Origin of the sequence: Selenobaculum gibii (genome assembly GCF_030273445.1) — a bacterium.
In the GTDB taxonomy this organism is placed as follows: domain Bacteria; phylum Bacillota; class Negativicutes; order ICN-92133; family ICN-92133; genus Selenobaculum; species Selenobaculum gibii.
This window is the reverse complement of record NZ_CP120678.1, coordinates 1,963,081-1,988,201: the sequence shown is the minus strand read 5'-3', so window position 1 is coordinate 1,988,201 and position 25,121 is coordinate 1,963,081. Positions and strand designations below refer to the sequence as shown.

Here is a 25,121-nt window from a genome sequence, read left to right as displayed (position 1 = left end):
ATTATGCTGAATATTGTATTGACTAGAATTGATGACCGCTTAATCCACGGACAGGTGGTTACGGCTTGGGCTAAAATCACGAAGGCAAATCGGATTATTGTAGTTGATGATGAAGTGGCAATGGATGAGTTTATGGTCAAAATCTTAAAGATGGCGGCGCCGAGGTCGTTTAAAATAGGAATTCATACTATCGCTGATGCAAGTGAAATATTAAAGGGTGAGGATACCGGTGAACGGGTTATTGTCTTGGTAAAAACACCAAAAACGATTGAAGCGTTGATCGAAAATAATGTAGAAATAAAAGAGTTGAATCTCGGCGGAATGGGAGCTATTCAGGGGAGAAAACAATTTTATCGCAATATCTCGATATCGGATGATGAAAGGGAATCCTTTAAATTGTTAGAGCGGCAGGGTATACATGTTTATGTACAGATTGTACCTGATGCTTCGGCAATGGATATCGGAAAATTACTGTAAGCTGCTTTAACAAAAACGAGAAAGTAAAATCAAATATTGAGGGGGAAATAACGTGGAAATTTCAATTTTTCAGGCGGCGTTAATCGGTTTCTTTTACTATCTCTCATGGAGTCCTTGGTGTACGTATGTTGGATTCTTTACGTTGAACAGACCTTTATTGGCAGGTTTTATTACGGGGATTATATTAGGTCAGCCTTTAGAAGGGGCATTAATTGGAGCTGGTATAAATGTGATTTATCTGGGCTTTATTTCAGCTGGCGGGGCGCAAATGGGAGATCCGTCATTTGCCGGATATGTTGGTACGGCTTTGGCTATCATTTCTAACTTAGATGTAAGTACAGCAATGGCAATCTCCGTTCCGCTTGGAACGATTGCGACGGTACTTTGGATTGCAAAGATGACAGTAAATTCGTTTTTCGTGCATTGGGCGGATAAAGAAGTTGAAAAAGGGAATCTCAATATGGTCGCATTCATCAATGTGGTTCCACCGCAGATTTTGTTATTTTTAGTTAGCTTCATTCCGGCAACTTTGGTTGTATACTATGGACCAAATGCAGTAAACGGAATGCTCAGTATTTTGACGGATGATGTTTTGCATGTATTCAACGTAATCGGAGCCATGCTTCCGGCACTTGGGATTGCAATGAACTTAAAGCTAATCGGGAATTCTTTTACGATGCCGTTCTTCGTTTTGGGGATTATCCTTTCGGTTCATTTCCAAATGGATATCGTTATCATTTCCATCATAGGGGTTGTTTTGGCATTAACAGTGAGTTCTTTACGAAATAATTCGAGCGGTGAAGCATAGAAAGTGGAGGAGGATGAAACATGGGAACGAACAATCTTTCAAAAAGTGATGTAATAAAATCCTGGTTTAATTGGTTTATGTTTGCTCAGTCAAATTATAATTATGAAAGATTACAGGCAACCGCATTTGCCCATTCAATGCTGCCGGTAATCAAGAAATTATATAAGACAGCAGAGGAGCAAAAAGAAGGTGTTAAACGTCATTTGTCTTTCTTTAATACGGAACCTATCTGCGGGTCGGTTATCCATGGGGTTACGGTTGCGATGGAAGAAGAACGAGCGAATGGCAAACCGATTAGTGATCAGGCTTTTAATGGGATTAAAACAGGATTGATGGGACCTGTTGCCGGAATCGGCGATACGCTTACGCAGGGGGTAATTACTCCGATCATGCTGGCGATTTGTATCGGGATTACAAATAATAATAATATTGCCGGACCAATTATCTTCGTATTGGCACAGTTTTTCATTATGACAACGATTTCTTTCAGTTTGTGGATGAATGGCTATAAATATGGGCGCATAGCGGTAGAACAGATTATGGAAGGCGGTAAAATCAACCGCGTTATCGAAGGCGCATCTATTTTAGGTACACTTGTTATGGGGGGATTAGTAGGACGGTTTATCCCGCTACAGTTTGCCGCTAATTTGGATTTGGGCGGTATGCAGTTTAATTTGCAGGCGGATTTACTGGATAAATTGATGCCGGGCTTGATTCCGCTGGTATTGACTTTAGCTGTTCTCAAAATGGTAAAAGCCGGGGTGTCACCAATTAAACTAATGGGGATATTGATTGCCTTTGGTGCGATTACCGGTATTTTAGGTATCTTCTAATAGATAAAGGAGAGGTGATTGAATTATGCAATTGACCTTGGATAATATAGATGCGTTAAAGATTACGGATTATATTGGTGGGGAACTTTCCTGCACCTGTGGCAAACCTCATTCGATTCAGATGGACAAGATTGTCATTGAAGAAGGAGCAGTGAATAAAACGGCGCAGGTACTCAAAGAACTCGGGTATAAAAAAGCACTGCTCGTTGCCGATGCAAACACATGGAAGGCTTGTGGGCAGTTGGTTGCCATGGTTTTGGAAAAGGAAGCTTTTCCATTTAAAACCTGCATTTTTGCTGAAAGTTCGGATGATTTGGTACCAGATGAAGCGGCAACCGGAAAAATATTTATTCAGGCAGACGCAGATGTAGATGTTATTTTGACGGTAGGTTCAGGTGTATTGAATGATTTAGGAAAGTTTGTCAGCTGTAAGTTGAACATTGATACGGTAATCGTAGCGACTGCGCCTTCGATGGATGGATTTGCTTCAACGGGAGCTGCGCTGATTGTCGGAGATTTAAAAACTTCGTATCAGGCGGTTTGCCCGCGTGCCATTATTGGCGATGTAGATATTTTGAGAAATGCACCAATGCCAATGATTATCGCCGGCTGGAGTGATATCATCGGCAAATATTCAGCGTTGGCTGATTGGAAGATTAGCCAGATTATTAATAATGAATTTTACTGCGATGTCACAGTAAAGATGGTAAAAAAATCAATAAAGACTTGTATGGACAATATTGAAAAAATAAAACAACGGGATGCTGTGGCGATTAAGAACTTGATGGAGGGACTGGTATTAACGGGAATTGCCATGAGCTTTGTCGGCATATCGCGACCGGCATCGGGGTCAGAGCATCACTTAGCACATTATTGGGAAATGCAGTTCCTTTTCGCGCATAAAAAGGCGATTTTCCATGGAACTAAGGTCGGTATTGGAACGGCGATTACGACTCGGCTGTATGAACTGCTTCGTGATGCGGATGTAGACTTTGTGCAGGCAGCTCAAAAAGCTAAAGCGTTTGATGTAGCCAAGTGGAAGGCGGATGTCGAAACATATTATCGTCAATGCAGTCCGGAAATTTTAGCATTGAGCGAAAAAGATGGGCGAAATTCATTGACGAATCGGTTGGAACGTCTACAAACGATTGAAAAGCATTGGCAAGAAATCCATGAAGTATGTACTGATATTGTGTCCTCTGAAAAGATTAAGGAAATTTTGTATAGTGCCAATGCTCCAGTCAATCCGCAGAATGTTGGGATTGATTGTAAGATGGCAGTAGATGCCATTCGTATGGCAAAAGAAGTTCGGAATCGGTATACGATTCTGGGGCTGTTGGCGGATTTAGGGATGCTTGATCAATTTTCTGAGAAAATTGGCAAGGAATTAAAATAAAGTAGACTTGATTTGGGTGGAGTTTTCACTCCACCTAAATCTTAGCCGACCTTATCCAGTCGCTTAGCTGCTTGCTTGTGCTCTGGAGTTACTCCCACTTATAGAAGTTGGAAGTCTGTAAAGCCACGAACCCAAATCTTTGATTTTGTGTGAATCGCTTATTTCGATAAATGAGCAGGATCAAATTGGCGTGGTATTAAAAAAACGGAAAAAGGGGTGTAGAGCCTTTATGAAGAGTATTGGAGAAATTAAGGCTTTTTTATTGGATATGGATGGCACGATCAATCTTGGACAGAGTTTGCTGCCTGGAGCAAAAGAGTTCATCGACTATTTAAAAGAGAGTGGTCGGGAATATCTGTTTCTTACGAATAATTCCTCTAAGGACAGCGCGCATTATGTGAAAAAAATGCGTCATTTAGGAATTAAGTGCGATGTTGAAAATATATTGACATCAGGGGATGCTACCATCAGCTATCTTTACAGCCTAAAGCCAAAGGCGAGAGTCTTTCTTATGGGAACTCCGGAGCTGGAAATGGAGTTTCAAAAATATGGCTTTGTTTTGACTGATAAAAATCCGGATTTTGTAATTTTGGGTTTTGATATGACGCTGACTTATGAAAAGATTGTTAAAGGTTGTAATTTCATCCGTCAAGGGGTCACCTATATTGCGACGCATCCGGATTTCAACTGTCCGGTAGAAAATGGCTATATTCCCGATACGGGAGCGATGATGGAGCTCATCAAGGCTTCTACCGGGAAAATGCCGCAGGTCATCGGCAAGCCGAATAAGGAAATCATTGAAAGTGCATTTCGAAAAATGAAGCAGCATAATCGAGATGAAGTTGCTATGGTTGGCGACAGAGTTTACACGGACATCAAGACCGGTGAAAATGCGGGAATTACTTCTATTTTGGTTTTGTCTGGGGAATCGACGGTTGAGGATCTTGATAAATATGGAGTTAAGGCAAATTTTATTTTCGATGGTGTAGGGGATATCTGCAAACAATTAAAAGAATACGATGCTCTGGGAAAATAAACAGGGTGAAAAATGTGCTGCCGGTCATTTATTCGATCGGCAGTACATTTTGAAGGGAGAGTTTATATGTTCGATTATCAAATAGAGAGAAATAAAGAACAGGATATAAAAGCGGTGAATGCTATTCGAATACTGGCTGCTGACAGCGTGCAAAAAGCAAAATCGGGACATCCGGGAATGGTGCTTGGCAGTGCTTCTATGGCATATGAGCTGTGGGGGTATCATATGAAACACAATCCGAAGAATCCAAAATGGGAGAACCGAGATCGTTTTGTACTTTCTGCCGGACATGGTTCGATGCTCTTGTATTCATTGCTACACCTGTTTGGCTATGGGCTGCAAATCGAAGATTTAAAGAAGTTTCGTCAGGATGGTTCCCTTACTCCAGGGCATCCGGAATATGGACATACGGTTGGCGTCGAAGCGACGACCGGGCCGCTCGGTGCAGGAATGGGGATGGCCGTTGGTATGGCAATAGCGGAAGCACATTTGGCTGCCACGTTTAACAAAGCGGATTTTCCAATCGTAGATCACTATACTTTTGTGCTAGGCGGAGATGGTTGTATGATGGAAGGAATCTCATCAGAAGCATTTTCGCTTGCTGGAACTTTAGGACTCCACAAGCTAATCGTATTCTATGACAGTAATCGAATTTCAATCGAAGGCAGTACGGATATCGCTTTTACAGAGAATGTTCAAAAACGTATGGAAGCCTTTGGATTTCAGACAATTACCGTTGAAGATGGCAACGATCTCGAAGCGATCGGAGCGGCAATTGAAGCGGCAAAAGCAGATACGAAGCATCCATCCTTTATCACGGTAAAAACGCAGATTGGTTATGGCTGTCCGGCAAAACAAGGAAAATCTAGTGCTCACGGCGAACCGCTCGGCGAAGAAAATATCAAAGCCTTAAGAGAAAAGCTTGGCTGGAAAAGTCAAGAAGCCTTTTCTATACCGGAAGATGTATATGCGCGGTATCAGTGCCTTGCGCAAAACGGTGAACAAAAAGAAGCTGTATGGAACGAACTGTTTGCTGCCTATAGTGAGCAATATCCAGCAGAACAAGTACGCTGGAAAAAATATCATGGAGATGTTGATGCAAAAGCACTGCTCGAAGACAAGGAATTTTGGGCGTATGAAAAAAAGGAACAGGCGACAAGAAATCTATCGAGCATCATGATTAATCGCCTCAAAGAGCGGTTGGAAAATCTGATTGGCGGCAGTGCTGACCTCGCCCCATCAAATAAAAGTTATATGAAAGATGGAGGCGATTTTGGAAAAGAAAACTATCGGGGGCGTAACCTACATTTTGGCGTAAGAGAACTTGCTATGGCGGCAATCGGCAACGGCATCGCATTGCATGGCGGTCTCAAAACGTATATCGCGACCTTTTTTGTATTTAGCGACTATATGAAACCGATGGCTCGGCTGGCAGCATTGATGGAACTTCCCGTGGTCTATGTATTGACGCATGACAGCATTGGAGTCGGTGAAGATGGAGCAACTCATGAACCAATCGAACAACTGGCAATGCTGAGGGCTATGCCGAATTTCCAAGTATTTCGACCGGCAGATGCAACAGAAACAGCCGTGGGGTGGTATTTGGCAGTGACGAGTAAGAAAACGCCGACGGCATTGGTACTTACCCGGCAGAATTTGCCACAGCTTGCCGACAGTAGTCAAGAAGCATTGAAAGGTGCGTATATTATAGCTGATGCAAAAAAAGAGCAGGCCGATGGAATATTAATCGCCAGCGGATCGGAAGTGTCGTTGGCAATGGCGGCAAAAGCGGAATTGGAAAAGGAAAATATAGATGTGCGCGTTGTGAGTATGCCATGTATGGAGTTGTTTGAACAGCAGGACGAAGTTTACAAAGAAAAAATCCTTCCCCGAGGAATTCGAAGCAGGGTGGCAATTGAAACCGGAACTGATTTTGGATGGGGCAAATACACGGGAATTGATGGAGCAAACGTTACGATGCAGGGGTTCGGTGCATCAGCTCCGCCAGAGATATTGTTTAAAAAGTATGGATTTACGATAGAAAATGTTGTAAAAATTATGAAAAAGGTACATGATAAAAATAGAAAGCAAATATGATTTTGCAAAGTGAACTTAGCTTATAAACAAGGCTGTTTTGGTAGGAGTTTTAACTTCCATTAAAAGCAGACACGTAATCAAGGGGCTTACGAGGTCTTTACTTCCGTATGAAGAGGCGAGGATTATAAGCGATGAACAAAATTCTTGCGAACATAGTGTGAGCAGAAGAATTTGTGTGAATTGCCTAGTCTTTTAGTAGACTCCGTTAGTCATCGGATAAATGGCGGTGAGAAAATGGATAAAAAAACGATTCGAAAGATTGGGATACTGACCAGTGGCGGAGATGCTCCTGGGATGAATGCAGCGGTTCGTGCGGCGGTTCGTACCGCAATTGGTTTTGATATGGAAGTCATAGGAATAAAACGCGGTTATAACGGGCTGATTCATGGAGATTTTATTGCGTTGGATGCAGGTGCTGTCGGTGATATGATACAGCGTGGCGGAACGTTTCTTTATACAGCTCGCTGCATGGAATTCATGGAAGAAGCAGGTCAAAAGAAAGCCTTTGAAATGGCAAAGAAGCATGGAATTGAAGGAATAGTCGTTATCGGCGGTGATGGCTCTTTCCGCGGGGCAGAAAAACTTAGTGCAATGGGATTGCCGACCGTTGGGATTCCGGGAACAATTGATAATGATATCGTATGTACGGAATACACGATTGGCTATGACACAGCCTGCAATATCGGAATGGAAGCGATTGATCGGCTGCGTGATACGGCGCAGAGCCATGAAAAATGCAGCTTGATTGAAGTCATGGGGAGAAAGGCAGGTCATTTGGCGCTTGAAGTTGGAATTGCAGCCGGGGCGAGCGCGATATTGGTGCCGGAAAAAGAATACGATATAAAGAACGAAATTTGCCGCAATATTACAGAGGGACAAAAAAAGGGGCGGACACATCATATCATTATCATGGCGGAAGGATGCAGAGATAAAGTCCAGGATGTTGCTGAAATAATAGAAAAAGAAACGGGGATTAGTACGCGCGTAACGGTCCTTGGTCACATCCAGCGCGGCGGAGCACCGACGGTAAGGGATCGAGTCGTAGCAACGCGGATGGGGTATTTTGCAGTTGAACTTTTACGCGCGGGACGGGGAAATCGGCTCGTAGCGATGAAAGGTAATGCGTTGACGGACTATAACATAAACGAAGGGCTCATGATGAAAAAGTCTATTGACGAAACATTATATACGATTTGCCAGACGGTTGCACGATAAGTGAAGATATAGGCATCGGACTTATTGTGACGTATATGGTCGTTGTCCAGTATAGTACGAAAAGAATGATTGAATTGATAAGGAATAGAGCTACTGATTAAGAGTCAGTAGCTCTATTCCTTTTATAAGAGAAAAAATAGAAAGAATAATATGACAATTACAAAACTTGTTCAGTAAAAGGAAAGTAATAAAAGTATAACTCTAAAAAGGTCTTGAATAAAAGGAGCGAGTTTCAATTGTGATTAATAGAAGAGAGTTGCAAAAACGGTTTCTATTTATGAATTAAAACAGATAAATATGGAAATAATTGATATTATTATCATGACTATTTTGACCTGTATGAAATTTATAGGAGAAGACGAAAATCAGAGTAAAATGGGGTAATAATTATGTTGACCGGATTTTTAGGAATTGATTCAATAAGAGTGAATGTAGATTGTAAAGATTGGAAGGGAGCAGTAAAAGCAGGATGCGAGTTACTTCTAAAAAAAGGATATATAGAATCAAGCTATGAAGAAGCCATTATAAAAAATCATATGACAATTGGTCCTTATATGGTAGTTGCTCCACAAATTATGCTTGCGCATGCTAGACCAGAAGATGGGGCAAAAGAAATCTCATTAAGTCTAATTACTTTAAAAAATGCAATTGTTTTTGGCAATGAAACGAATGATCCGGTAAAACTGATTATTACATTGGCAACAACGAACGGTCAAGAACATTTAAAACTTTTAGAGTCTCTAATGGAACTATTATCTAATGAAGCTGATGTAAAAAACATCATGCAGGCGCAGACCGTTAGTGAAGTTGAGTCCATAATAAAAAAATACAAATGAATTTATCTTATCAAAGGACTAAGGCATTCTAAGAATAAATGAAGTTAAGCGCGACTAAGTCTATAGATAAGGTAGATGAAGTTAAAACAAATTTTACTTTGTGAGGAGGATATGAAATGAAGATTTTAGTGTGTTGTGGCAGTGGGTTGGGAAGTAGTTTTATGATTGAAATGAATATCAAAAAGGTATTAAAAGAACTTGGTTTGGAAGCTACAGTCGAGCATTCAGATTTATCGTCAGCAGCAGGAATTAAGGCTGATATTTATGTCGGAACGCGTGATATTGCATCACAATTAACTTCTCTGGGCGGTAAAGTAATTTCATTAAATAGCATGATCGATAAAAATGAATTAAAAGAAAAAATCGCCCAAGCATTCGAGTAAAAGAAAAGGAAAAGCATGAAATAGAATAAGAGATGGGGGAAAGAATATGTTGCAATTTATTTTGGATATTTTAAGTGTTCCGGCAATTTTAGTTGGTCTAATTTCCATGATAGGTTTAATTGCTTTAAAAAAGAGTGGAGCAGATATCATTAAAGGAACAGTCAAGACAATTCTTGGATTTTTAATTCTTGGTGGTGGTGCTGGAATTGTTGTTGATGCTTTATCAAGTTTTGGGGCAATGTTTCAAGAAGGGTTTAATATAAATGGGGTAGTGCCTCATAATGAAGCAATTGTAGCGATGGCATTAAAAACATATGGTACGCAAACTGCACTTATTATGGCATTTGGTATGGTTGTTAATATTTTAATTGCTAGATTTACGTCGCTAAAATATATCTTTTTAACGGGGCATCATACGCTTTATATGGCTTGTATGATCGCATCTATTCTTGTCGTAGGTGGAGTAGAGGGAGTTTTGCTTGTAATTATTGGTTCGCTATTATTAGGTTTTATCATGGCAGTTTTCCCGGCGATTGCACAACCGACAATGCGTAAAATAACCGGAGGCGACGAAGTTGCATTTGGTCATTTCAGTACGGTAGGTTATGTGTTATCTGCTTGGATTGGTTCACTTGTTGGAAATAAAGAAAAAACCACAGAGGATATTAATTTCCCACAAGGGTTAAGTTTTTTACGCGATTCATCTTTAGCAGTTTCTTTAGTTATGCTTGTCTTATATTTAATTGTGGCATTCGCTTCAGGACCGGCTTATGTTGAAAAAGAGTTAAGTGGCGGGCAGCATTTTATCGTTTTTTCAATTTTACAAGCGATTACATTCGCCGGTGGTGTATATATCATTTTAGCAGGGGTGAGACTTGTTTTGGCAGAAATTATTCCGGCTTTTAGTGGGATTGCAACTACTTTAGTTCCTGATGCTAAACCTGCAATAGATTGCCCAGTTGTATATCCATATGCGCCTAATGCTGTGTTGATTGGTTTCTTATCAAGTTTCGTTGGTGGCGTGGTAGGAATGTTAGTTTTACTTATGATTGATAGATCTATTCCAGGTTTGCCAATTATTTTACCGGGGGTGGTACCACATTTCTTCTGCGGGGCAACGGCTGGTGTATTTGGTAACGCTACCGGTGGATTGAAAGGCGCAATCAGTGGTGCTTTTGTACAAGGGTTATTGATTACGTTCCTACCTGTATTATTGATGCCGGTACTTGGAGATTTAGGTTTTGCAAATACAACGTTTAGTGATGCTGACTTTGGTGTAGTCGGTATCTTGTTAGGTAATGCACTACAATTCTTTAGATAAATTATCTGCTCTCCTCGTTCTCATGTATGGATAAACTCACAGTTATCGTTGCCAAAACAGTAAAAGGTAAGGGAATATCTTTTATGGAAAATGTGCTTAAATGGCATGGAACTACGCCTAATGAAGCGGAATGTAATTTAGCATTAGTTGAGTTAGGAGGAGATAGAAAATGAGCTTAGCGTTAAGAGGAATTTTTGGGATGACACTACAAGAATTAAAAGATGATGATAGAATTGTTGTACTAGATGCAGATTTAGGAAAAGCGACAAAAGCAGATAGTTTTGCTAAAGTTTGTCCAGATCGATATATTGATGTAGGTATTGCAGAGCAGGATATGGTTGGAATGGCGGCAGGTCTTAATAAAATAAAAAAAGTACGTCTCTATTGTAAAGCAAAACAATAGAGGCGTATTTTTCTATAACATTTTGAAACTACTTTTATTTTTCTTGTGGTATAATGATAAATAGAATTTAATAAATTATATTTGATTTGTTAAGATAAGAAGTGTTCGTGTAAAGGAGATACAATGAGTAAACATAATGCCGAACTGAATGAGACGAAAGTAAAGATTTTACATGCGGCGGCTTTAATTGTAAAAAGGGAAGGCGCTACTGCGCTTACTCTGGAATCGGCGGCGAAAGAAGCTGGAATCAGTAAAGGTGGCTTGCTCTATCATTATCCAAACAAAGATACACTGATTAAATGTATGAATGAATATTTGCTCAATCAGTACATGGATAATATTCAAACACGAGTTGCAGAAGCAAAGGATGTAAATTTAAGCAATGGCGGAAAATGGACGAGAGCTTATATTAAAGAATCCTTTGAAACGCAAGCACAAGACAATGATTATTCTACGGTACTGCTGACTTTGGCAGCACTGCAAAATGAAGATAGAATGATGTATCAAGAAAAACAAGCATATATGCAAAAATGTAGTGAGTCGGATAAAATAAATCCACTGATGGCAACGATTCTTCGTTTGGCAGCAGATGGTCTGCAATTTCATGAAGCATTAGGTCAGTCAGCAATAAACCCAGAAATGAGAGAAAAACTGGAAAAGACTATGTTGGATTTAACAGATGAACGTGAGGCTTGGCAAGGATCGTGGAGAAAGAGTTATTTATTGCCGCGTTATAATATATAATCAGTCATTAAAAAAGAAATTTTATTTCTTTTTTTATTTTAACTATTTACTGTACCGTCTGGACGGTTTATAATGAGATTAAATAAAATCAAAAGTCAAAGGAGGCGCATTTATGAATCAAAATCGAATTTTTTTCCTTGATAATTTACGGTCAGCAATTATTCTTTTAGTAGTGGTTTTTCATGCGGCATTAGCTTACATGATTTATGCACCAGAGTGGTGGTATGTCGTGGATACGAAGCGTGTTCTGTTGGCAGATATTTTTGTTATTTGGGCAGATATTTTTATTATGCCGGTAATGTTTTTTATTTCGGGTTATTTTGGTATTAAATCATTTGCAAAACGCAGCCAAGCTACTTTTTGGAAGGAAAAATGGAAGCGGATTGGCCTCCCTTGGATTTTTGGTGCGATGGTATTTGCTCCGCATACTGCTTATTTGATGCTTGCAAGTCGTGATATTCCGATGAGCTTTTGGGACTTTTATCGAAACTTATTCTGGGGTGTAGCGTATCAGCAATCACATTATTGGTATTTAGGTGCATTGATGGCATTATATTTATTAATGATAATTGTATGTATGATTTATCCGGAATTAAAAGAAAAGAAAATAGCTTCAAAACCGTCTGGAAGATTTATTTTTGGTTTAGGAATTCTTGGTGCGATTGGTGTTGGTGTGGTGAATTTAATTTATAGTGATGGTGTTTGGATACATCCACTATATTTACTGGTATTGCAACCAACTCGTGTACCTTTGTATTTGATTTATTTTGCACTAGGCATTTATGCATATAGAAAACAATGGTTTACGCAAATGGGGTATTCCCCATGTGCAAAGTTTTGGATTCCTGCGTTTATCCTTATGTCAATTGTATACACCGCGCATAAATTATTAACGCAAGCAATTTTTCAATTATCTCCTACAGATTACTTAGTGCTTAATGCAACCTTACATTCATTTTTTTGTTTAGCTTCCGTTTTTGGTTTGCTTTCATTGTTTAAAGTTACTTTTGATTATACGACACCAATGTGGGCGACGTTATCTGCAACTTCTTATCCAATCTATTATGTACATCAAACGATTGTCCAAGAAATGAATTGGGCAGTACGACCAATGGATACAAATGCATTTGTAAAATATGCAATTGTATGTATAGTATCGCTAACGTTATGCTATCTCATTGGAAAATTCGTTTTGTTGAAGATTCCTGCATTTGGACCAAGTAAAAGAAAATCAATCAATATGTAAAATTAATTGTTAGAACTATGCTTTAGGAAAAATAATGCATAGTTCTTTTTTTATAATAAAGTGCGAATAGGATCCATCTAAAGCTTAGCCATCGGATAAATTTATTCTAAATAAGACAGACTAAGTTTTGATTTTACTGTTGCGAATCAATCTGTAGTAAAATATAATATACTTAAAGGTCAAAAAGTCAGAATGAGAACAGCAGGTGATAAAATTGAGTAATATTGCGGATTTAATAGAAGAATATATTTTGCGTAAATTAGCCGCTGAAGATAGTAGGAAGGTTGAACTGAGGAGAACGGATATTGCTGGTGAAATTGAATGTGCACCTTCTCAAATTAGTTATGTTTTAAATACGCGATTTACACTTGAACGGGGTTTTACTGTAGAATCTCGAAGAGGATTAGGGGGATTTATTCGTATCACACGTGTACCTATCCAAAAAATGATTTATCGGGATATTTTGCAAGAAATAGATGAAGACATACCTTTTGAGAAGGTAAAATCTATTGTTCACTATTTATTGAAAAATCGTTTAATTAGTAATCGTGAAGCTGCATTGGTTATGCAATTTACCACGTTGGCTTTTCAACAGCCTAATTTAGAAGAGCGAAAAAAAGCATTGCAAGCAATCTTTTTGACTTTGGCTGATTTTTCGTAAGGGAGAGGATTTAACATGCTATGTGATGATTGTAAGAAAAATCAAGCGTGTATTCGTTTAACACAGGTGAGTAATGTAAATGCGAGTAAAATAGATAAGCATTTATGTGAGGAATGTGCAAAAAAATATGGTGATTTTATTTTTAATGTAAATCAAAATTTCTCGGTGAATGATTTTTTAGCGGGAATGTTTAATAAAAGTTTACCTGATACACCGCAAGCGCAACCTAGAGTCGAGGAATGCCCGAATTGTCATATGACATATCGGGATTTTAGCCGAAATGGGAAGATTGGCTGTAGTGTTTGTTATGAAATTTTTGCAAAAAAATTAGAACCGTTATTGCGCCGATTACATGGAGATAGTTCGCATACAGGAAAGATTCCAAAACGATCTGGTGGACAAATAGAATTGCGGCAACGGATTACAAAAATGCGCAAAGTCTTATCAAATTACGTAGTAAATGAAGAGTATGAAGAAGCCGCTAAGTTACGCGATGAGATTAAAGCATTAGAAAAGGAATTATCTAGTGAAGTGGGGCGAGAACATGAATAAAGAGTTACTTTTAATGCCAAACAGTTCATGGATGGACGGCAGCGGAAACGAAAGTGATATTGTATTATCAAGCCGCGTTCGCTTGGCGAGAAATCTCGTTCGTATTCCTTTTCCAAATCGCGCTGATATTGCGCAGTTGGCTGCGGTTGAAAGAAAGGTTGTAGAACTATTATCGGATATTGAAACGGTAACAGGAAAGGCGTGTGATTTCATTGAACTAGATCAATTGACTTCTTTAGAGCGCAATGTATTAATTGAAAAGCATTTGATTAGCAATAACCACGTTGAGAATCCAGAAAATCGGGCATTACTACTTAGTGAGGATACAAAGGTCAGCCTCATGGTGAATGAAGAAGATCATTTGAGAATCCAATGTATGGTATCTGGTTTTGATTTAGTTGAACCGTTTAGATTAGCAACTCAGATTGATGATGTTATTGAAAGCAAATTGGATTTGGCGTTTAATGAGCAAATCGGATACTTAACTTCTTGCCCGACGAATTTGGGCACGGGGATTCGTGCTTCGGTAATGATGCACTTGCCAGGTCTAGTTTTTACAAGGCAAATCAATAAAATTATCAATGCATCTACACAATTAGGATTGGCAGTGCGTGGATTATACGGAGAAGGCACTGATGTCATCGGAAATATTTTTCAAATTTCAAATCAATTGACGATGGGATTTAGTGAAAAAGAAATTATTGAGAATTTATCAAGTGCTGTTATGGAAATTTTAACGCACGAACGGGCGGCACGAAAAGCACTATATTCTCAATCACCGGATAGTATGAGCGATAAAGTTTGGCGTTCTTTTGGTATATTAAAATATGCGCGTAGTATAGCTGCAAGTGAAGCTTTAGGACTTTTAAGTGAAATTCGTATGGGAATTGATTTGGGAATTATACAAAATGTACCGGCTGAAGTTTTCAATGAATTATTGGTGTCTACGCGACCTAATTTTTTACAAAATAAAAAAGAACATGCAAATTTATCACAAAGTGAAATTAATCGTGAACGTGCAAGCGTGATTCGCGCTGTATTGAGTAGTTTAACAAATGCTTAATTGCTAAGTTGGGGTGAAAAAAATGCAAGGTAGATTTACAGAAAGAGCTGTGAAAGTATTGAAATTGGCGCAATATGAAGCGCAAGAATTAGGACATAATTATATTGGTACAGAACATTTATTATTGGGATTAGTACATGAGGGGGAAGGAGTTGCCGCCAAAGCATTGCAACTCATGCAAGTGGATTTGAATACACTTCGTGAGAAAATCGTAATGGGTGTCGGTACAGGACAAGGGAATGCAAATGAGCTTTATTACACGCCGCGTGCAAAACGTGTAATGGAATTAGCTCTAGCAGAAGCACAAGCCCTGGGACATAATTATATTGGTACAGAACATATTTTATTGGGGCTGTTGCGTGAAAATGAAGGGATTGCTGCCAAGGTATTGCAGTCAATGGGAGCTGATCTGTCCAAAGTTCGCCAAGTTGTATTAGAAATGCTTGGAAGTAGTATCGGTGGGCAAAGTCCAAGTGGTGGCGAAAAACCACGAGGTAAAGGAAAATCTGGTAATATGACGACACCTACTTTAGATAGTTATAGCCGTAATTTAAATGCGTTAGTAGAGGAAGGAAAACTTGATCCAGTTATTGGTCGTGAAGTTGAAATTGAACGTGTGATTCAAATTTTAAGCCGTAGAACGAAGAATAATCCAGTATTGATTGGCGAACCAGGCGTAGGAAAAACCGCAGTAGCTGAAGGGCTTGCACAAAGAATTGTGATGGGAGCTGTACCAGAAGTTTTGATAGGTAAGCGCGTAATGTCACTTAATATTGCAACAGTGCTTGCAGGGGCAAAGTATCGTGGGGAATTTGAAGAGAGATTGCGCAAGATTATTGATGAAGTAAGAGCTGCTGGCGATGTTATTTTATTTATTGATGAATTGCATACTTTAATTGGTGCTGGAGCTGCAGAGGGTTCAATTGATGCGGCAAATATTTTAAAACCAGCATTGGCACGTGGGGAATTGCAAGCGATTGGTGCAACTACATTAAATGAATATAAAAAATATATAGAGAAAGATTCCGCTTTGGAAAGAAGATTCCAAACAATTTTTGTTGGAGAACCTACAGTAGGGGCGGCAATTAAAATATTAGAGGGGATTCGCGATAAATATGAAGCTTTTCATCGGGCAAAGATTACAGATGAAGCAATTGAGGCCGCTGTGAAATTATCTCACCGTTATATTTCTGATCGGTTTTTGCCAGATAAAGCGATTGATTTAATGGATGAAGCATCTTCAAGAGTGAGATTAAAGGCTTCTTCTCATCCTGTGGATATTAAATCATTAGAAAAAGAATTGGAACGTCTTAAAATGGAAAAGGAAGCGGCAATCACTTCACAAGAGTACGAAGCGGCGGCAAGAATTCGTGATAGTGAAGCACAGGTTAAAGACGCTTTGTCAATTAAGCAAAAGGAATGGAATGAACGTGAAAGTACACGCATTGTCGTTTCGGCAAATGATATTGCTGATGTTGTTGCGGCGTGGACGGGAGTTCCAGTGAAACAATTAGCCGCCGAAGAATCAGAGCGGTTGCTAAATTTAGAAAATATTCTTCATGCTCGTGTAATTGGCCAAGAGGATGCGGTTGAAGCGGTGGCAAAAGCTGTACGGAGGGCGAGAGCAGGGTTAAAAGAAGTAAAACGTCCAATTGGTTCCTTCTTATTTTTAGGACCAACTGGCGTAGGAAAGACAGAACTTGCGAGAGCGCTTGCTGAAAGTTTATTTGGTGATGAAAATGCGATGATTCGTTTCGATATGTCTGAATACATGGAAAAGCATACCGTATCTCGGTTAATTGGTGCACCGCCGGGTTATGTTGGTTTTGAAGAGGGCGGACAGTTAACCGATGCAGTACGTCGTAAACCATATGCGGTAATTTTATTAGATGAAATTGAAAAAGCGCATTATGATGTATTCAACATATTATTGCAAGTATTGGAAGATGGACGGTTAACGGATAGTCAAGGCAGAACCGTCGATTTTAAGAATACGGTGATTATCATGACTTCTAATGTTGGAGCAAAACACTTAAAACAAGAAGGCAAAGCGGTTGGATTTAATGTTGGCATTGATAAAGAACGTGACGATATGGCGGCGAAGAAGTTAGTGCTAGATGAAGTAAAACGCATATTCCGACCGGAATTTATTAATCGTATCGATGAATTGATCGTATTTAAAGCATTAGGCAAAGAAGAACTTGTACAAATTATTGATATTATGCTCAAGGACGTAAATAAACGATTAAAAGAAATGCAGATTGAGATGGAAGTCACAGCGGAGGCAAAAGATGTGATCATTAGAGAAGGTAGTGACTTTACTTATGGGGCACGTCCATTAAAGCGAGCAATTCAAAAATTAATCGAAGATGAAATTGCTGAACTATTATTAAAAGGTGAAATTACTAAAGGTGATTCTTTAATAGTAGAAAGCCAAAATGAAAAATTACATTTTGGAAGAAAATAAAAAGTTGGAGCATTGCTCCAACTTTTTATTTTTAACTTAAATTCTTCATTATTAAATATATTTTAGAATTAATAACAAAAAAGAATATATAATTTTGTATACAAAATCAATAGATTTTATGATGTGGTTTTGTTATAATGGGAAAGTATAGTAGCAAAGACGCTATTCCTTCTTAAAATAGTTGGAGTTGTCTTTGTTTTTTTTATATAGGAAATGAAAAGGAAAAGAAAATCACAATTAAAGAAGGGGGATAAATATTATAATCTAGAAATTGCACATATTTATAATTAATCTAGTTATATGCAGGAGGAATGTTTATGATGATTTGGGCCGGAATAGTTATGGTTTTAATTACAATTTATTTTTTGGTGAAACGTTATGATGCGCGTTTGGTATTATTGGCATCTGGCATTATTATGGCTTCTGTAGCTGGAACTCCAATGGAAGCGTTTGCTGCCTTTTCAAAGAGTATGACGAATAGTGGATTGATACAAGCTGTTTGTTCCGTTATGGGGTTTGCAATGGTGATGCGCTATACAAAATGTGATAAACATTTAATCAATTTAATGGCAAATGGACTTTCTAAATTTCGTCCATTATTAATTCCAGGTGTTGTTTTAGGAACTTTTGCTATCAATATTGCTTTACCTAGCGCAGCAGGAACAGCAGCTGCAGCAGGTGCAATTTTTGTTCCATTAATGATGGGGGCAGGAATTCATCCGGCGATGGCAGCAGCTGCTGTAAAGTGTGGTACATATGGAAGTATGCTTAATCCTGGATTAGCCCATAATCCTTTTGTTGCTAAAATTGCAGGGGTTGATGTAATGGATGTTATTGCATTTCAATATAAAGCGAATATTACTTCCCTTATCGTAGCAGCGGTATTAATTACGTTGATTGCCTATTATAGAAAAGAGCATAAGGGATATACGGCAGAAGGTCTTGAGATTGAAGGTTCATTTAAAGTAAATGTATTATACGCATGTATGCCAATTCTCCCTATTTTGATTTTGATTCTCGGTTCATCTGGAGTGGTACCAGCGTTTAAAATGGATGTTCCGGCAGCAATGATTATTGGATCTATATTAGCTTTATTAGCAACACGTACGAATCCTGTAAATTTAACGAATGCCTTTTTTGACGGGATGGGAAAAGCTTATGCAGATATTTTAGGTATTATTATTGCAGCAGGGGTATTTGTATCTGGATTAACATCGATGGGATTGGTAAAAACTTTTATTTCTGCAATGATTGATAATCCTGCAATTGTAAAAATTTGCGCAGCTATGGGACCATTTTTATTAGGCTTTATTACAGGCTCAGGGGATGCTGCAACGTTTGCCTTTAATGAAGCAGTAACACCTCACGCGGTAGACTTTGGTATGACTTCATTGCAAATGGGAAGTATGTCTACTTTGGGAGGTACGTTAGGGCGTACAATTTCGCCAATTGCTGGTGCGACAATTATCGTAGCAGGTATTGCTGGAGTAAATCCAATGGAAGTTACAAAACGTAATGGATTACCAATTGTTTTTGCAATGATTGCAGGAATGATTGTTTTAGCTATGTAATTTGTATTTAAATAATAAAAGAAGGGAAGAAAGCGAAAATGGATGCGGTTGATAAAAAAATTATAAACTTAGCAGATAAATTACAGGGGGCAATTGTTGCAAGAAGACGTGATTTACATAAATATCCTGAAACTGCTTGGACAGAATTTCGTACAGCATCAATTGTTATAAAAACATTGCAGCAGCTTGGCTATGATGTTCAATTTGGCGAAGCAGTTATTGTAGAGAGTAAAATGATGGGCGTACCATCAGAAATAATACTAGAAGACCAAATGAAAAGAGCAATTTCACAGGGGGCAGATCCGGATTTAGTAAAGAAAATGATAGGCGGAAAAACTGGAGTTGTTGCAAGCTACAAGTTTAGTAAACCAGGCCCAGTACTTGGTCTACGTTTTGATATGGATGCTAATGATGCTAATGAAACAACAGAAGCGAATCATCGCCCCAATAAATGCGGCTTTGCATCTGTAAATGCGAATGCTATGCATGCCTGTGGACATGATGGACATACTTCAGTTGGATTGGCAGTAGCAGAAATTTTGATGCAAATGAAGGATGAATTAGCAGGTACGGTAAAATTATTTTTTCAACCAGCTGAAGAAGGTGTACGTGGAGCAAAGGCTATGGTTGAGAGCGGTTTAGCGGATGATATTGATTATATGTTAGGTGCACATTTTGGGTTTAAGGCGAATAAGACGGGGCAAATTGCTTGTAATGTAACTGGATTTCTAGCAACTAGCAAATTTGATGCAGAATTTACTGGGGTTCCGGCTCATGCTGGTGCGGCTCCGGAAGTAGGGCGTAATGCGTTATTAGCAGCAGCTACAGCAGCTTTAAATCTTCATGCTATATCACGTCATAGTGATGGAACTTCACGAATTAATGTTGGAGTTTTGAATGCAGGAAGTGGACGCAATGTCATTCCGGCAAATGCAATTTTAAAGCTAGAAACTCGTGGTGCGACAAGTACTATTAATGAATATATGTCCAAAGAGGCAAAGCGGATTATTGAAGCTGCGGCTCAAATGTATGAGGTAAAGGTAAAAATTACTGAAATGGGTGGTGCCGCAGGCGGAAATAACACAAAGAATTTAGCGGATAAGATAACTACTGTTGCACAGCGCTTAGATATATTTAATGAAATTATTCCGCATAGTGATTTTGGCGCTAGTGAAGATTTTTCTTACTTCATGGAACGTGTACAAAAAAATGGTGGACAGGCTGCTTATATGATGGTAGGTGCAGATTTAGCGGCAGGACACCATGATTCATATTTTGATTTTGATGAAAGGTCACTTGGATTAGCGGTGAAAATTATTGCAGGTTCAGCTGCTGAATTGCTTTTGCAAAAATAAATTTTCTGGTGATATAAAAATAGATTGTACAAATTTTATTTGTACAATCTATTTTTATTAGCTATTTAATTTATAATGTTAAAGGATAAATTAATTTGTTTCACAAAGAATGTATTTCCAGGTGAAATCAGGGCGTAGATTAATTTTTATTTTAATTCTACTTTAATAATACCGCTGGAATAAGGTGCAATATCATATTGTTGGAAAACTAAAACTGGTGTGGTTGGACTCGTTAAGTAAAAATTACTTGGATACTGTGTAATTCCTTTAAAATCGTTATAAAGAGGAATAGAATTTTTTTCACAGTGAGCAAAAATTGCTTTGTTAATTTCAGATGGTTTATAGTCGAACATCTGAGTCAATTTTAACTCCTCGCCTGTTTTCAAATCATAATTAAAAGATGTGGAAATCGTTTGCCCATGAGCTCCACCCCAGAAGGTATAAGCTGTAAACTCAATACTAAACAAGTCATTGGATAAGTAGTGAACTTCATAAGTTAATTTAGCTTCTTCTGGTTTGACTTTTCCATCCGGCTGCATAAACTTCATTAAAAATAATTGAATGTCATGATTAATTTTATCTTGAACTTGTAGATTATCGTTGTTTACAAGTTGAGGAAAAGCTAATGAATAGACACCAGTCGCATATTGTTCATTACGTACTTCTGCAGCAAAAGAAGTTTGAGGAACAATTGTTAAACATAAAGTAAAAATCATAAAGATAATAGAAATTTGAGCGATACTTTTTTTCATTGATAAATCCTCCTTTTTTATTTATTATACTAAAAGAAATGAAGCTTGTCTTTAGGAGAAAAGAGGATTTAATTTTATTTTTGAGAAGTATTGTATAGATTGCAAAAGTGAAATGAGGAATTTTGATGGCGAAAAAAAAGACAGCTTATGTTTGCCAAGAATGTGGATATAATGCAACAAAATGGTTAGGTAAATGTCCTGGCTGTGGTGAATGGAATACGTTAGTTGAGGAAAGGCTTCAGCCAGAAAGGCAAGGGGGACTTGGTTTGGGGCTTTCGACAGGGAGTTCGCCTATTGCAATTGACGAAGTCACTACGGAAGATATGCCAAGATTTCATACGGGATCTATGGAACTGGATAGAGTTTTGGGTGGTGGTGTTATTCCGGGCTCTATGGTACTTGTGGTTGGGGATCCAGGAGTAGGAAAGTCGAGTTTAACATTAAAAGTTTGTGCAAATGTTGCGAAAAAACAAGGTAAAGTACTTTATGTCACGGGGGAAGAAAGTACTCGTCAAGTACGTATGCGGGCAGATCGATTGGATGCAATAGAAAAAGATTTACTTGTACTTAGTGAAACGAATTTAGAAATGATTGCAAAACAGGTTTTAGAGGTGAATCCTGAACTGCTTGTTATTGATTCGATTCAGACCGTTTTTAAACCAGAAATTCAAAGTGCACCAGGCAGTGTAAGCCAAGTGCGTGAAAGTGCTGTGGAACTACTAAGAATTGCAAAATTAAATTCAATTGCTGTCTTTGTAGTCGGGCATGTTACGAAAGATGGTGTTTTAGCAGGCCCGCGAGTTTTAGAGCATATTGTGGATACAGTTCTTTATTTCGAGGGTGAGAGAAACGCACAATTTAGAGTACTTAGAGCAGTAAAAAATAGATTTGGCAGTACGAATGAAATTGGTTTATTTGAAATGCGGGGAGAAGGATTAGTAGATGTGCCTGATGCATCAAAATTATTTCTGTCAGATTCGCCAACGAATGTACCAGGCAGTGTGATTATTCCAACGGTTGAGGGAACAAGACCTTTATTAGTTGAGGTACAGGCATTAGTCAGTCAAACACCTTATATGCCGCCGCGTCGTACGGCTGATTTTGTGGATGTAAAGCGTATCCAGCTATTGCTTGCTGTTTTAGAAAAGCGAGTAGGAATGCTATTGGGAAATTGTGATGTATATGTAAAAGTTGCAGGGGGAATTAAAATTGATGAACCAGCAATTGACTTGGCACTTACGATTGCATTAGCTTCAAGCTTTCGCAACAATACAATAATGAATGAAACTGTTATTTTTGGTGAAGTAGGGCTTGCAGGAGAGGTAAGAGCTGTTACACAAGTGGAAAGCCGTGTACGTGAAGCGGTAAAAATGGGATTTAAACATATCATTTTACCCAAAAAGAATCTTACCAATTTATCTACAGATAAATTGGTAAGATTCTATGGAGTTGAAAATGTCCGCGAAGCATTAGAAATCGCTTTTCGGTAAAGGTTATAAGTGTATTTTTTTTACAAACCTAGCAAATGCATGATTGCCATCTAATTTTACGACTTCATATAAGCTGTTGTCTTCAGCAAGGACTTCATCACCGATATAAACCTGAACGGAAACGGTCATTAATTCAATTGTTCCAGTCTCATCGGTGATGCGATAATAATCAAAAGGTTTAGCTGTTTTTATCTCTGGTGAAGGCGTTAGGGGGAAATTGTCATTCATATGATAATAAAATGTATAAATTCCAATAAAACAGAATATGATACATAGTGTCCATAAAATGTAAATGTTAAATTTTTTCATAGCGCACCTCAATTTGGTGGGATTTTTGATTGTAGCTTAACCGGAGGAATTATTTTTATGTATAATTTTATAATAAAGGAAGACTTGGTGCAGGGCTTTTATTTAAATCTTATTTTTAACGAATTAGCTGTTTTTAACTTTAACGATAAAAGGTAGGAAGCTGGAAAGATGTGAATCAAAATCTTTTGTTTTCCGTGAATTGCTATTTTTTGAGAAGAGAGGGATAGACATTGAATAAATAAAAGAGAAAAAAGTTTTTATCTGGATTGACAATGTGATGATTGCGTGCTAAAATAATAAATTTTGACAAATAAATAATTCTATGTTATAATTTTAGCATATAGGAGGTGCTGCTGTGCTTAATGTAGGTGATAAGGTAGTATATCCAATGCATGGTGCTGGAGTTATTGAAGGCATAGAAGAATGTGAAGTAATGGGCAAGAGCAAGAATTATTATATTTTAATGATGCCTTTTGGTGGAATGAAAGTGATGATTCCAATGGACAATGTTGAAAATATAGGCTTGCGTGAAGTCATTACTGCATCAGATGTTGAAAAAGTTGTTGAAGTATTTAAAAATGAACCTGAGCAAACGACAGGAAGTTGGAACCGTAGGTTTAATGCCAATTTATTGAAGATTAAAAGTGGCAGTATATACGATGTTGCTGAAGTTGTAAGAAATTTGATATTACAGGACCGTTCAAAAAAAATATCTACTGGTGAAAGAAGGTTATTGGATACTGCAAAGCAAATATTAGTTAGTGAGCTGGTATTTGCCTGTGATAAGGATGCTTCAACAGTTGAGGCATGGGTTTATGATTTGCTTGATAAAAATACGCCAGGTGACTGACGTATTTTTTTATTGATTTTTGGTTAGAATTGTAATATGTTAGGTATAATAATGTTAAAAGGAGGTGAATCTATGTTAGATAGAGTGTTAAGATTTGTTATCACGATTTTAATGGCTATTGTTGGTTTAATGTTGATGAGAATGGCGAGTCCGCTTGTCACGTTGCTCATCGGTGCAGAGTTTTCCCAGATGGGCATATTTGGCATGACCTTAACTAATATATTATCTGTTTTATTTGGTGCTATTTTAGGGGGAGCGCTTGGTTTTTATTCATCTCCATGGATGATTAAAAAGTTAATCAGCTTTTCTGTGTGGGTAGAAGCACAATTAAACAAAATGCCGATTCATGATGTAATTACTGGGGCCATTGGTTTGGCTATTGGACTTATAATTGCTAATTTATTAGGTTCTGCTTTTTCTTCTCTTCCGATTGTTGGGAATTATGTTCCGGTTATCTTTAGTATTGTACTTGGTTATTTAGGAATGCATATTACATTGCAAAAACGCGACGAAATTGCAAGTATGATGGCAGGATTGGTTGCTTTGTTTACCAGACTTGTAAGAGAAATTCCTCGTGAACGCGACAAAGAAAAAGACAAAGATAAACAGAAAAAATCCGATAAAAGCAAATATAAGCTTCTAGATACAAGTGTAATTATTGATGGACGTATTGCTGATATTTGTAAAAGTGGTTTTATTGAAGGAACGCTTTTAATCCCGGTATTTGTTTTAGAGGAGTTACAACATATTGCTGATTCGGCAGATCTTTTAAAACGAAATCGAGGCCGACGTGGTCTAGATGTGTTGAATCGAATTCAAAAAGAATTTGAGATGTTTGTTGAAATTGATGAACGAGACTTTGAAGATGTTAGTGAAGTTGATTCAAAATTAATTAAACTAGCACAAGTGGTGCAGGGGAAAATCATTACCAATGACTATAATTTAAATAAAGTTGCAGAATTGCAGGGGGTACCTGTCTTGAATATCAATGAGCTTTCAAATGCCGTAAAGCCGGTTGTGATTCCAGGTGAGGATATGATTGTTTGTGTAGTAAAAGACGGTAAAGAATTTGGTCAAGGTGTTGCCTATCTAGATGACGGCACGATGATTGTTGTTGAAGGCGGTAAAAAATTCATGGGAGAAACGATTGAAGTAGTTGTAACTTCTGTGTTGCAGACTGCGGCAGGTAGAATGATTTTTGCGAAACCTAAAACTGCGGTAGAAAAAGGCGCATGAGCCTAATTTTGAATTTCACT

24 protein-coding genes are annotated in these 25,121 nt (G+C 38.1%); 22 read left to right on the top strand and 2 right to left on the bottom strand.

The features are described from left to right. Positions 1-3: 3 nt before the first annotated feature. From P3F81_RS09600 to P3F81_RS09510, 19 genes are all read left to right on the top strand, one after another. Positions 4-477, top strand: coding sequence for a PTS sugar transporter subunit IIB (locus P3F81_RS09600; RefSeq protein ID WP_147670224.1), 474 nt, complete (start codon positions 4-6; stop codon positions 475-477). Between the two features lie 52 nt (positions 478-529). After that, positions 530-1,285 (top strand): PTS mannose/fructose/sorbose/N-acetylgalactosamine transporter subunit IIC, encoded by a 756-nt coding sequence (locus P3F81_RS09595; protein WP_147670225.1) that lies wholly within the window; start codon positions 530-532, stop codon positions 1,283-1,285. A gap of 20 nt (positions 1,286-1,305) precedes the next feature. Then, a complete protein-coding gene (locus P3F81_RS09590) occupies positions 1,306-2,118 on the top strand; it encodes a PTS system mannose/fructose/sorbose family transporter subunit IID (RefSeq protein ID WP_147670226.1) in 813 nt (270 codons plus the stop codon). 25 nt (positions 2,119-2,143) lie between these two features. Further along, the gene (locus P3F81_RS09585) at positions 2,144-3,514 is read left to right on the top strand and encodes a sn-glycerol-1-phosphate dehydrogenase (RefSeq protein WP_147670228.1); all 1,371 of its coding nucleotides are present in this window, start codon (positions 2,144-2,146) and stop codon (positions 3,512-3,514) included. Between the two features lie 229 nt (positions 3,515-3,743). Further along, a complete protein-coding gene (locus P3F81_RS09580) occupies positions 3,744-4,550 on the top strand; it encodes an HAD-IIA family hydrolase (protein ID WP_147670230.1) in 807 nt (268 codons plus the stop codon). Positions 4,551-4,616: 66 nt separating this feature from the next. Continuing rightward, complete coding sequence (gene tkt / locus P3F81_RS09575; RefSeq protein ID WP_147670232.1) at positions 4,617-6,647, top strand: transketolase; 2,031 nt, start codon at positions 4,617-4,619, stop codon at positions 6,645-6,647. A gap of 234 nt (positions 6,648-6,881) precedes the next feature. Beyond that, positions 6,882-7,862: a 6-phosphofructokinase gene (gene pfkA, locus P3F81_RS09570; protein ID WP_147670234.1), complete on the top strand. Its 981-nt coding sequence runs from the start codon at positions 6,882-6,884 to the stop codon at positions 7,860-7,862. A 389-nt stretch (positions 7,863-8,251) separates the two neighbouring features. After that, positions 8,252-8,698: a PTS sugar transporter subunit IIA gene (locus tag P3F81_RS09565; RefSeq protein ID WP_147670237.1), complete on the top strand. Its 447-nt coding sequence runs from the start codon at positions 8,252-8,254 to the stop codon at positions 8,696-8,698. A 116-nt stretch (positions 8,699-8,814) separates the two neighbouring features. Continuing rightward, positions 8,815-9,081: a PTS sugar transporter subunit IIB gene (locus P3F81_RS09560; RefSeq protein WP_147670239.1), complete on the top strand. Its 267-nt coding sequence runs from the start codon at positions 8,815-8,817 to the stop codon at positions 9,079-9,081. A 46-nt stretch (positions 9,082-9,127) separates the two neighbouring features. Then, entirely contained in the window at positions 9,128-10,402 is a 1,275-nt protein-coding gene (ulaA, locus tag P3F81_RS09555) for a PTS ascorbate transporter subunit IIC (RefSeq protein ID WP_147670241.1), read from the top strand. A 169-nt stretch (positions 10,403-10,571) separates the two neighbouring features. Further along, the gene (locus tag P3F81_RS09550; RefSeq protein ID WP_147670243.1) at positions 10,572-10,805 is read left to right on the top strand and encodes a transketolase family protein; all 234 of its coding nucleotides are present in this window, start codon (positions 10,572-10,574) and stop codon (positions 10,803-10,805) included. A 123-nt stretch (positions 10,806-10,928) separates the two neighbouring features. Further along, positions 10,929-11,549 (top strand): TetR/AcrR family transcriptional regulator, encoded by a 621-nt coding sequence (locus P3F81_RS09545; RefSeq protein WP_147670245.1) that lies wholly within the window; start codon positions 10,929-10,931, stop codon positions 11,547-11,549. A gap of 112 nt (positions 11,550-11,661) precedes the next feature. Next, positions 11,662-12,795, top strand: coding sequence for an acyltransferase family protein (locus tag P3F81_RS09540; protein ID WP_147670247.1), 1,134 nt, complete (start codon positions 11,662-11,664; stop codon positions 12,793-12,795). A gap of 214 nt (positions 12,796-13,009) precedes the next feature. Further along, on the top strand, positions 13,010-13,456 hold the full coding sequence (locus P3F81_RS09535; RefSeq protein ID WP_147670249.1) for a CtsR family transcriptional regulator: 447 nt from the start codon (positions 13,010-13,012) through the stop codon (positions 13,454-13,456). A gap of 15 nt (positions 13,457-13,471) precedes the next feature. Next, the gene (locus P3F81_RS09530; RefSeq protein ID WP_147670251.1) at positions 13,472-14,008 is read left to right on the top strand and encodes a UvrB/UvrC motif-containing protein; all 537 of its coding nucleotides are present in this window, start codon (positions 13,472-13,474) and stop codon (positions 14,006-14,008) included. Then, positions 14,001-15,071: a protein arginine kinase gene (locus tag P3F81_RS09525; protein WP_147670253.1), complete on the top strand. Its 1,071-nt coding sequence runs from the start codon at positions 14,001-14,003 to the stop codon at positions 15,069-15,071. The genes P3F81_RS09530 and P3F81_RS09525 overlap by 8 nt, the downstream gene beginning before the upstream one ends. Before the next feature lie 22 nt (positions 15,072-15,093). Next, positions 15,094-17,538, top strand: coding sequence for an ATP-dependent Clp protease ATP-binding subunit (locus P3F81_RS09520; RefSeq protein ID WP_147670255.1), 2,445 nt, complete (start codon positions 15,094-15,096; stop codon positions 17,536-17,538). Between the two features lie 317 nt (positions 17,539-17,855). Then, positions 17,856-19,109 (top strand): C4-dicarboxylate transporter DcuC, encoded by a 1,254-nt coding sequence (gene dcuC, locus P3F81_RS09515; protein WP_147670257.1) that lies wholly within the window; start codon positions 17,856-17,858, stop codon positions 19,107-19,109. Positions 19,110-19,147: 38 nt separating this feature from the next. Next, positions 19,148-20,464 carry an amidohydrolase gene (locus P3F81_RS09510; protein ID WP_147670259.1) on the top strand — a complete coding sequence of 439 codons (1,317 nt, stop codon included), beginning with the start codon at positions 19,148-19,150 and terminating at the stop codon, positions 20,462-20,464. Positions 20,465-20,610: 146 nt separating this feature from the next. Here the strand turns inward: P3F81_RS09510 and P3F81_RS09505 are convergent, their stop codons facing one another. Continuing rightward, positions 20,611-21,216 (bottom strand): DUF3298 and DUF4163 domain-containing protein, encoded by a 606-nt coding sequence (locus P3F81_RS09505; protein WP_147670261.1) that lies wholly within the window; start codon positions 21,214-21,216, stop codon positions 20,611-20,613. 122 nt (positions 21,217-21,338) lie between these two features. Here P3F81_RS09505 and radA point away from each other — a divergent pair, with 122 nt between their 5' ends. Beyond that, positions 21,339-22,706 carry a DNA repair protein RadA gene (radA, locus tag P3F81_RS09500; protein WP_147670263.1) on the top strand — a complete coding sequence of 456 codons (1,368 nt, stop codon included), beginning with the start codon at positions 21,339-21,341 and terminating at the stop codon, positions 22,704-22,706. 3 nt (positions 22,707-22,709) lie between these two features. Here the strand turns inward: radA and P3F81_RS09495 are convergent, their stop codons facing one another. Continuing rightward, on the bottom strand, positions 22,710-23,015 hold the full coding sequence (locus P3F81_RS09495; protein WP_147670265.1) for a stage II sporulation protein P: 306 nt from the start codon (positions 23,013-23,015) through the stop codon (positions 22,710-22,712). Between the two features lie 355 nt (positions 23,016-23,370). On the opposite strand from P3F81_RS09495, the gene P3F81_RS09490 reads away from it, so the two are divergent. Beyond that, positions 23,371-23,865: a CarD family transcriptional regulator gene (locus tag P3F81_RS09490; RefSeq protein ID WP_147670267.1), complete on the top strand. Its 495-nt coding sequence runs from the start codon at positions 23,371-23,373 to the stop codon at positions 23,863-23,865. A 72-nt stretch (positions 23,866-23,937) separates the two neighbouring features. Then, positions 23,938-25,101, top strand: a complete 1,164-nt coding sequence (locus P3F81_RS09485) for a PIN/TRAM domain-containing protein (RefSeq protein ID WP_147670269.1) — start codon at positions 23,938-23,940, stop codon at positions 25,099-25,101. Positions 25,102-25,121 lie beyond the last annotated feature (20 nt).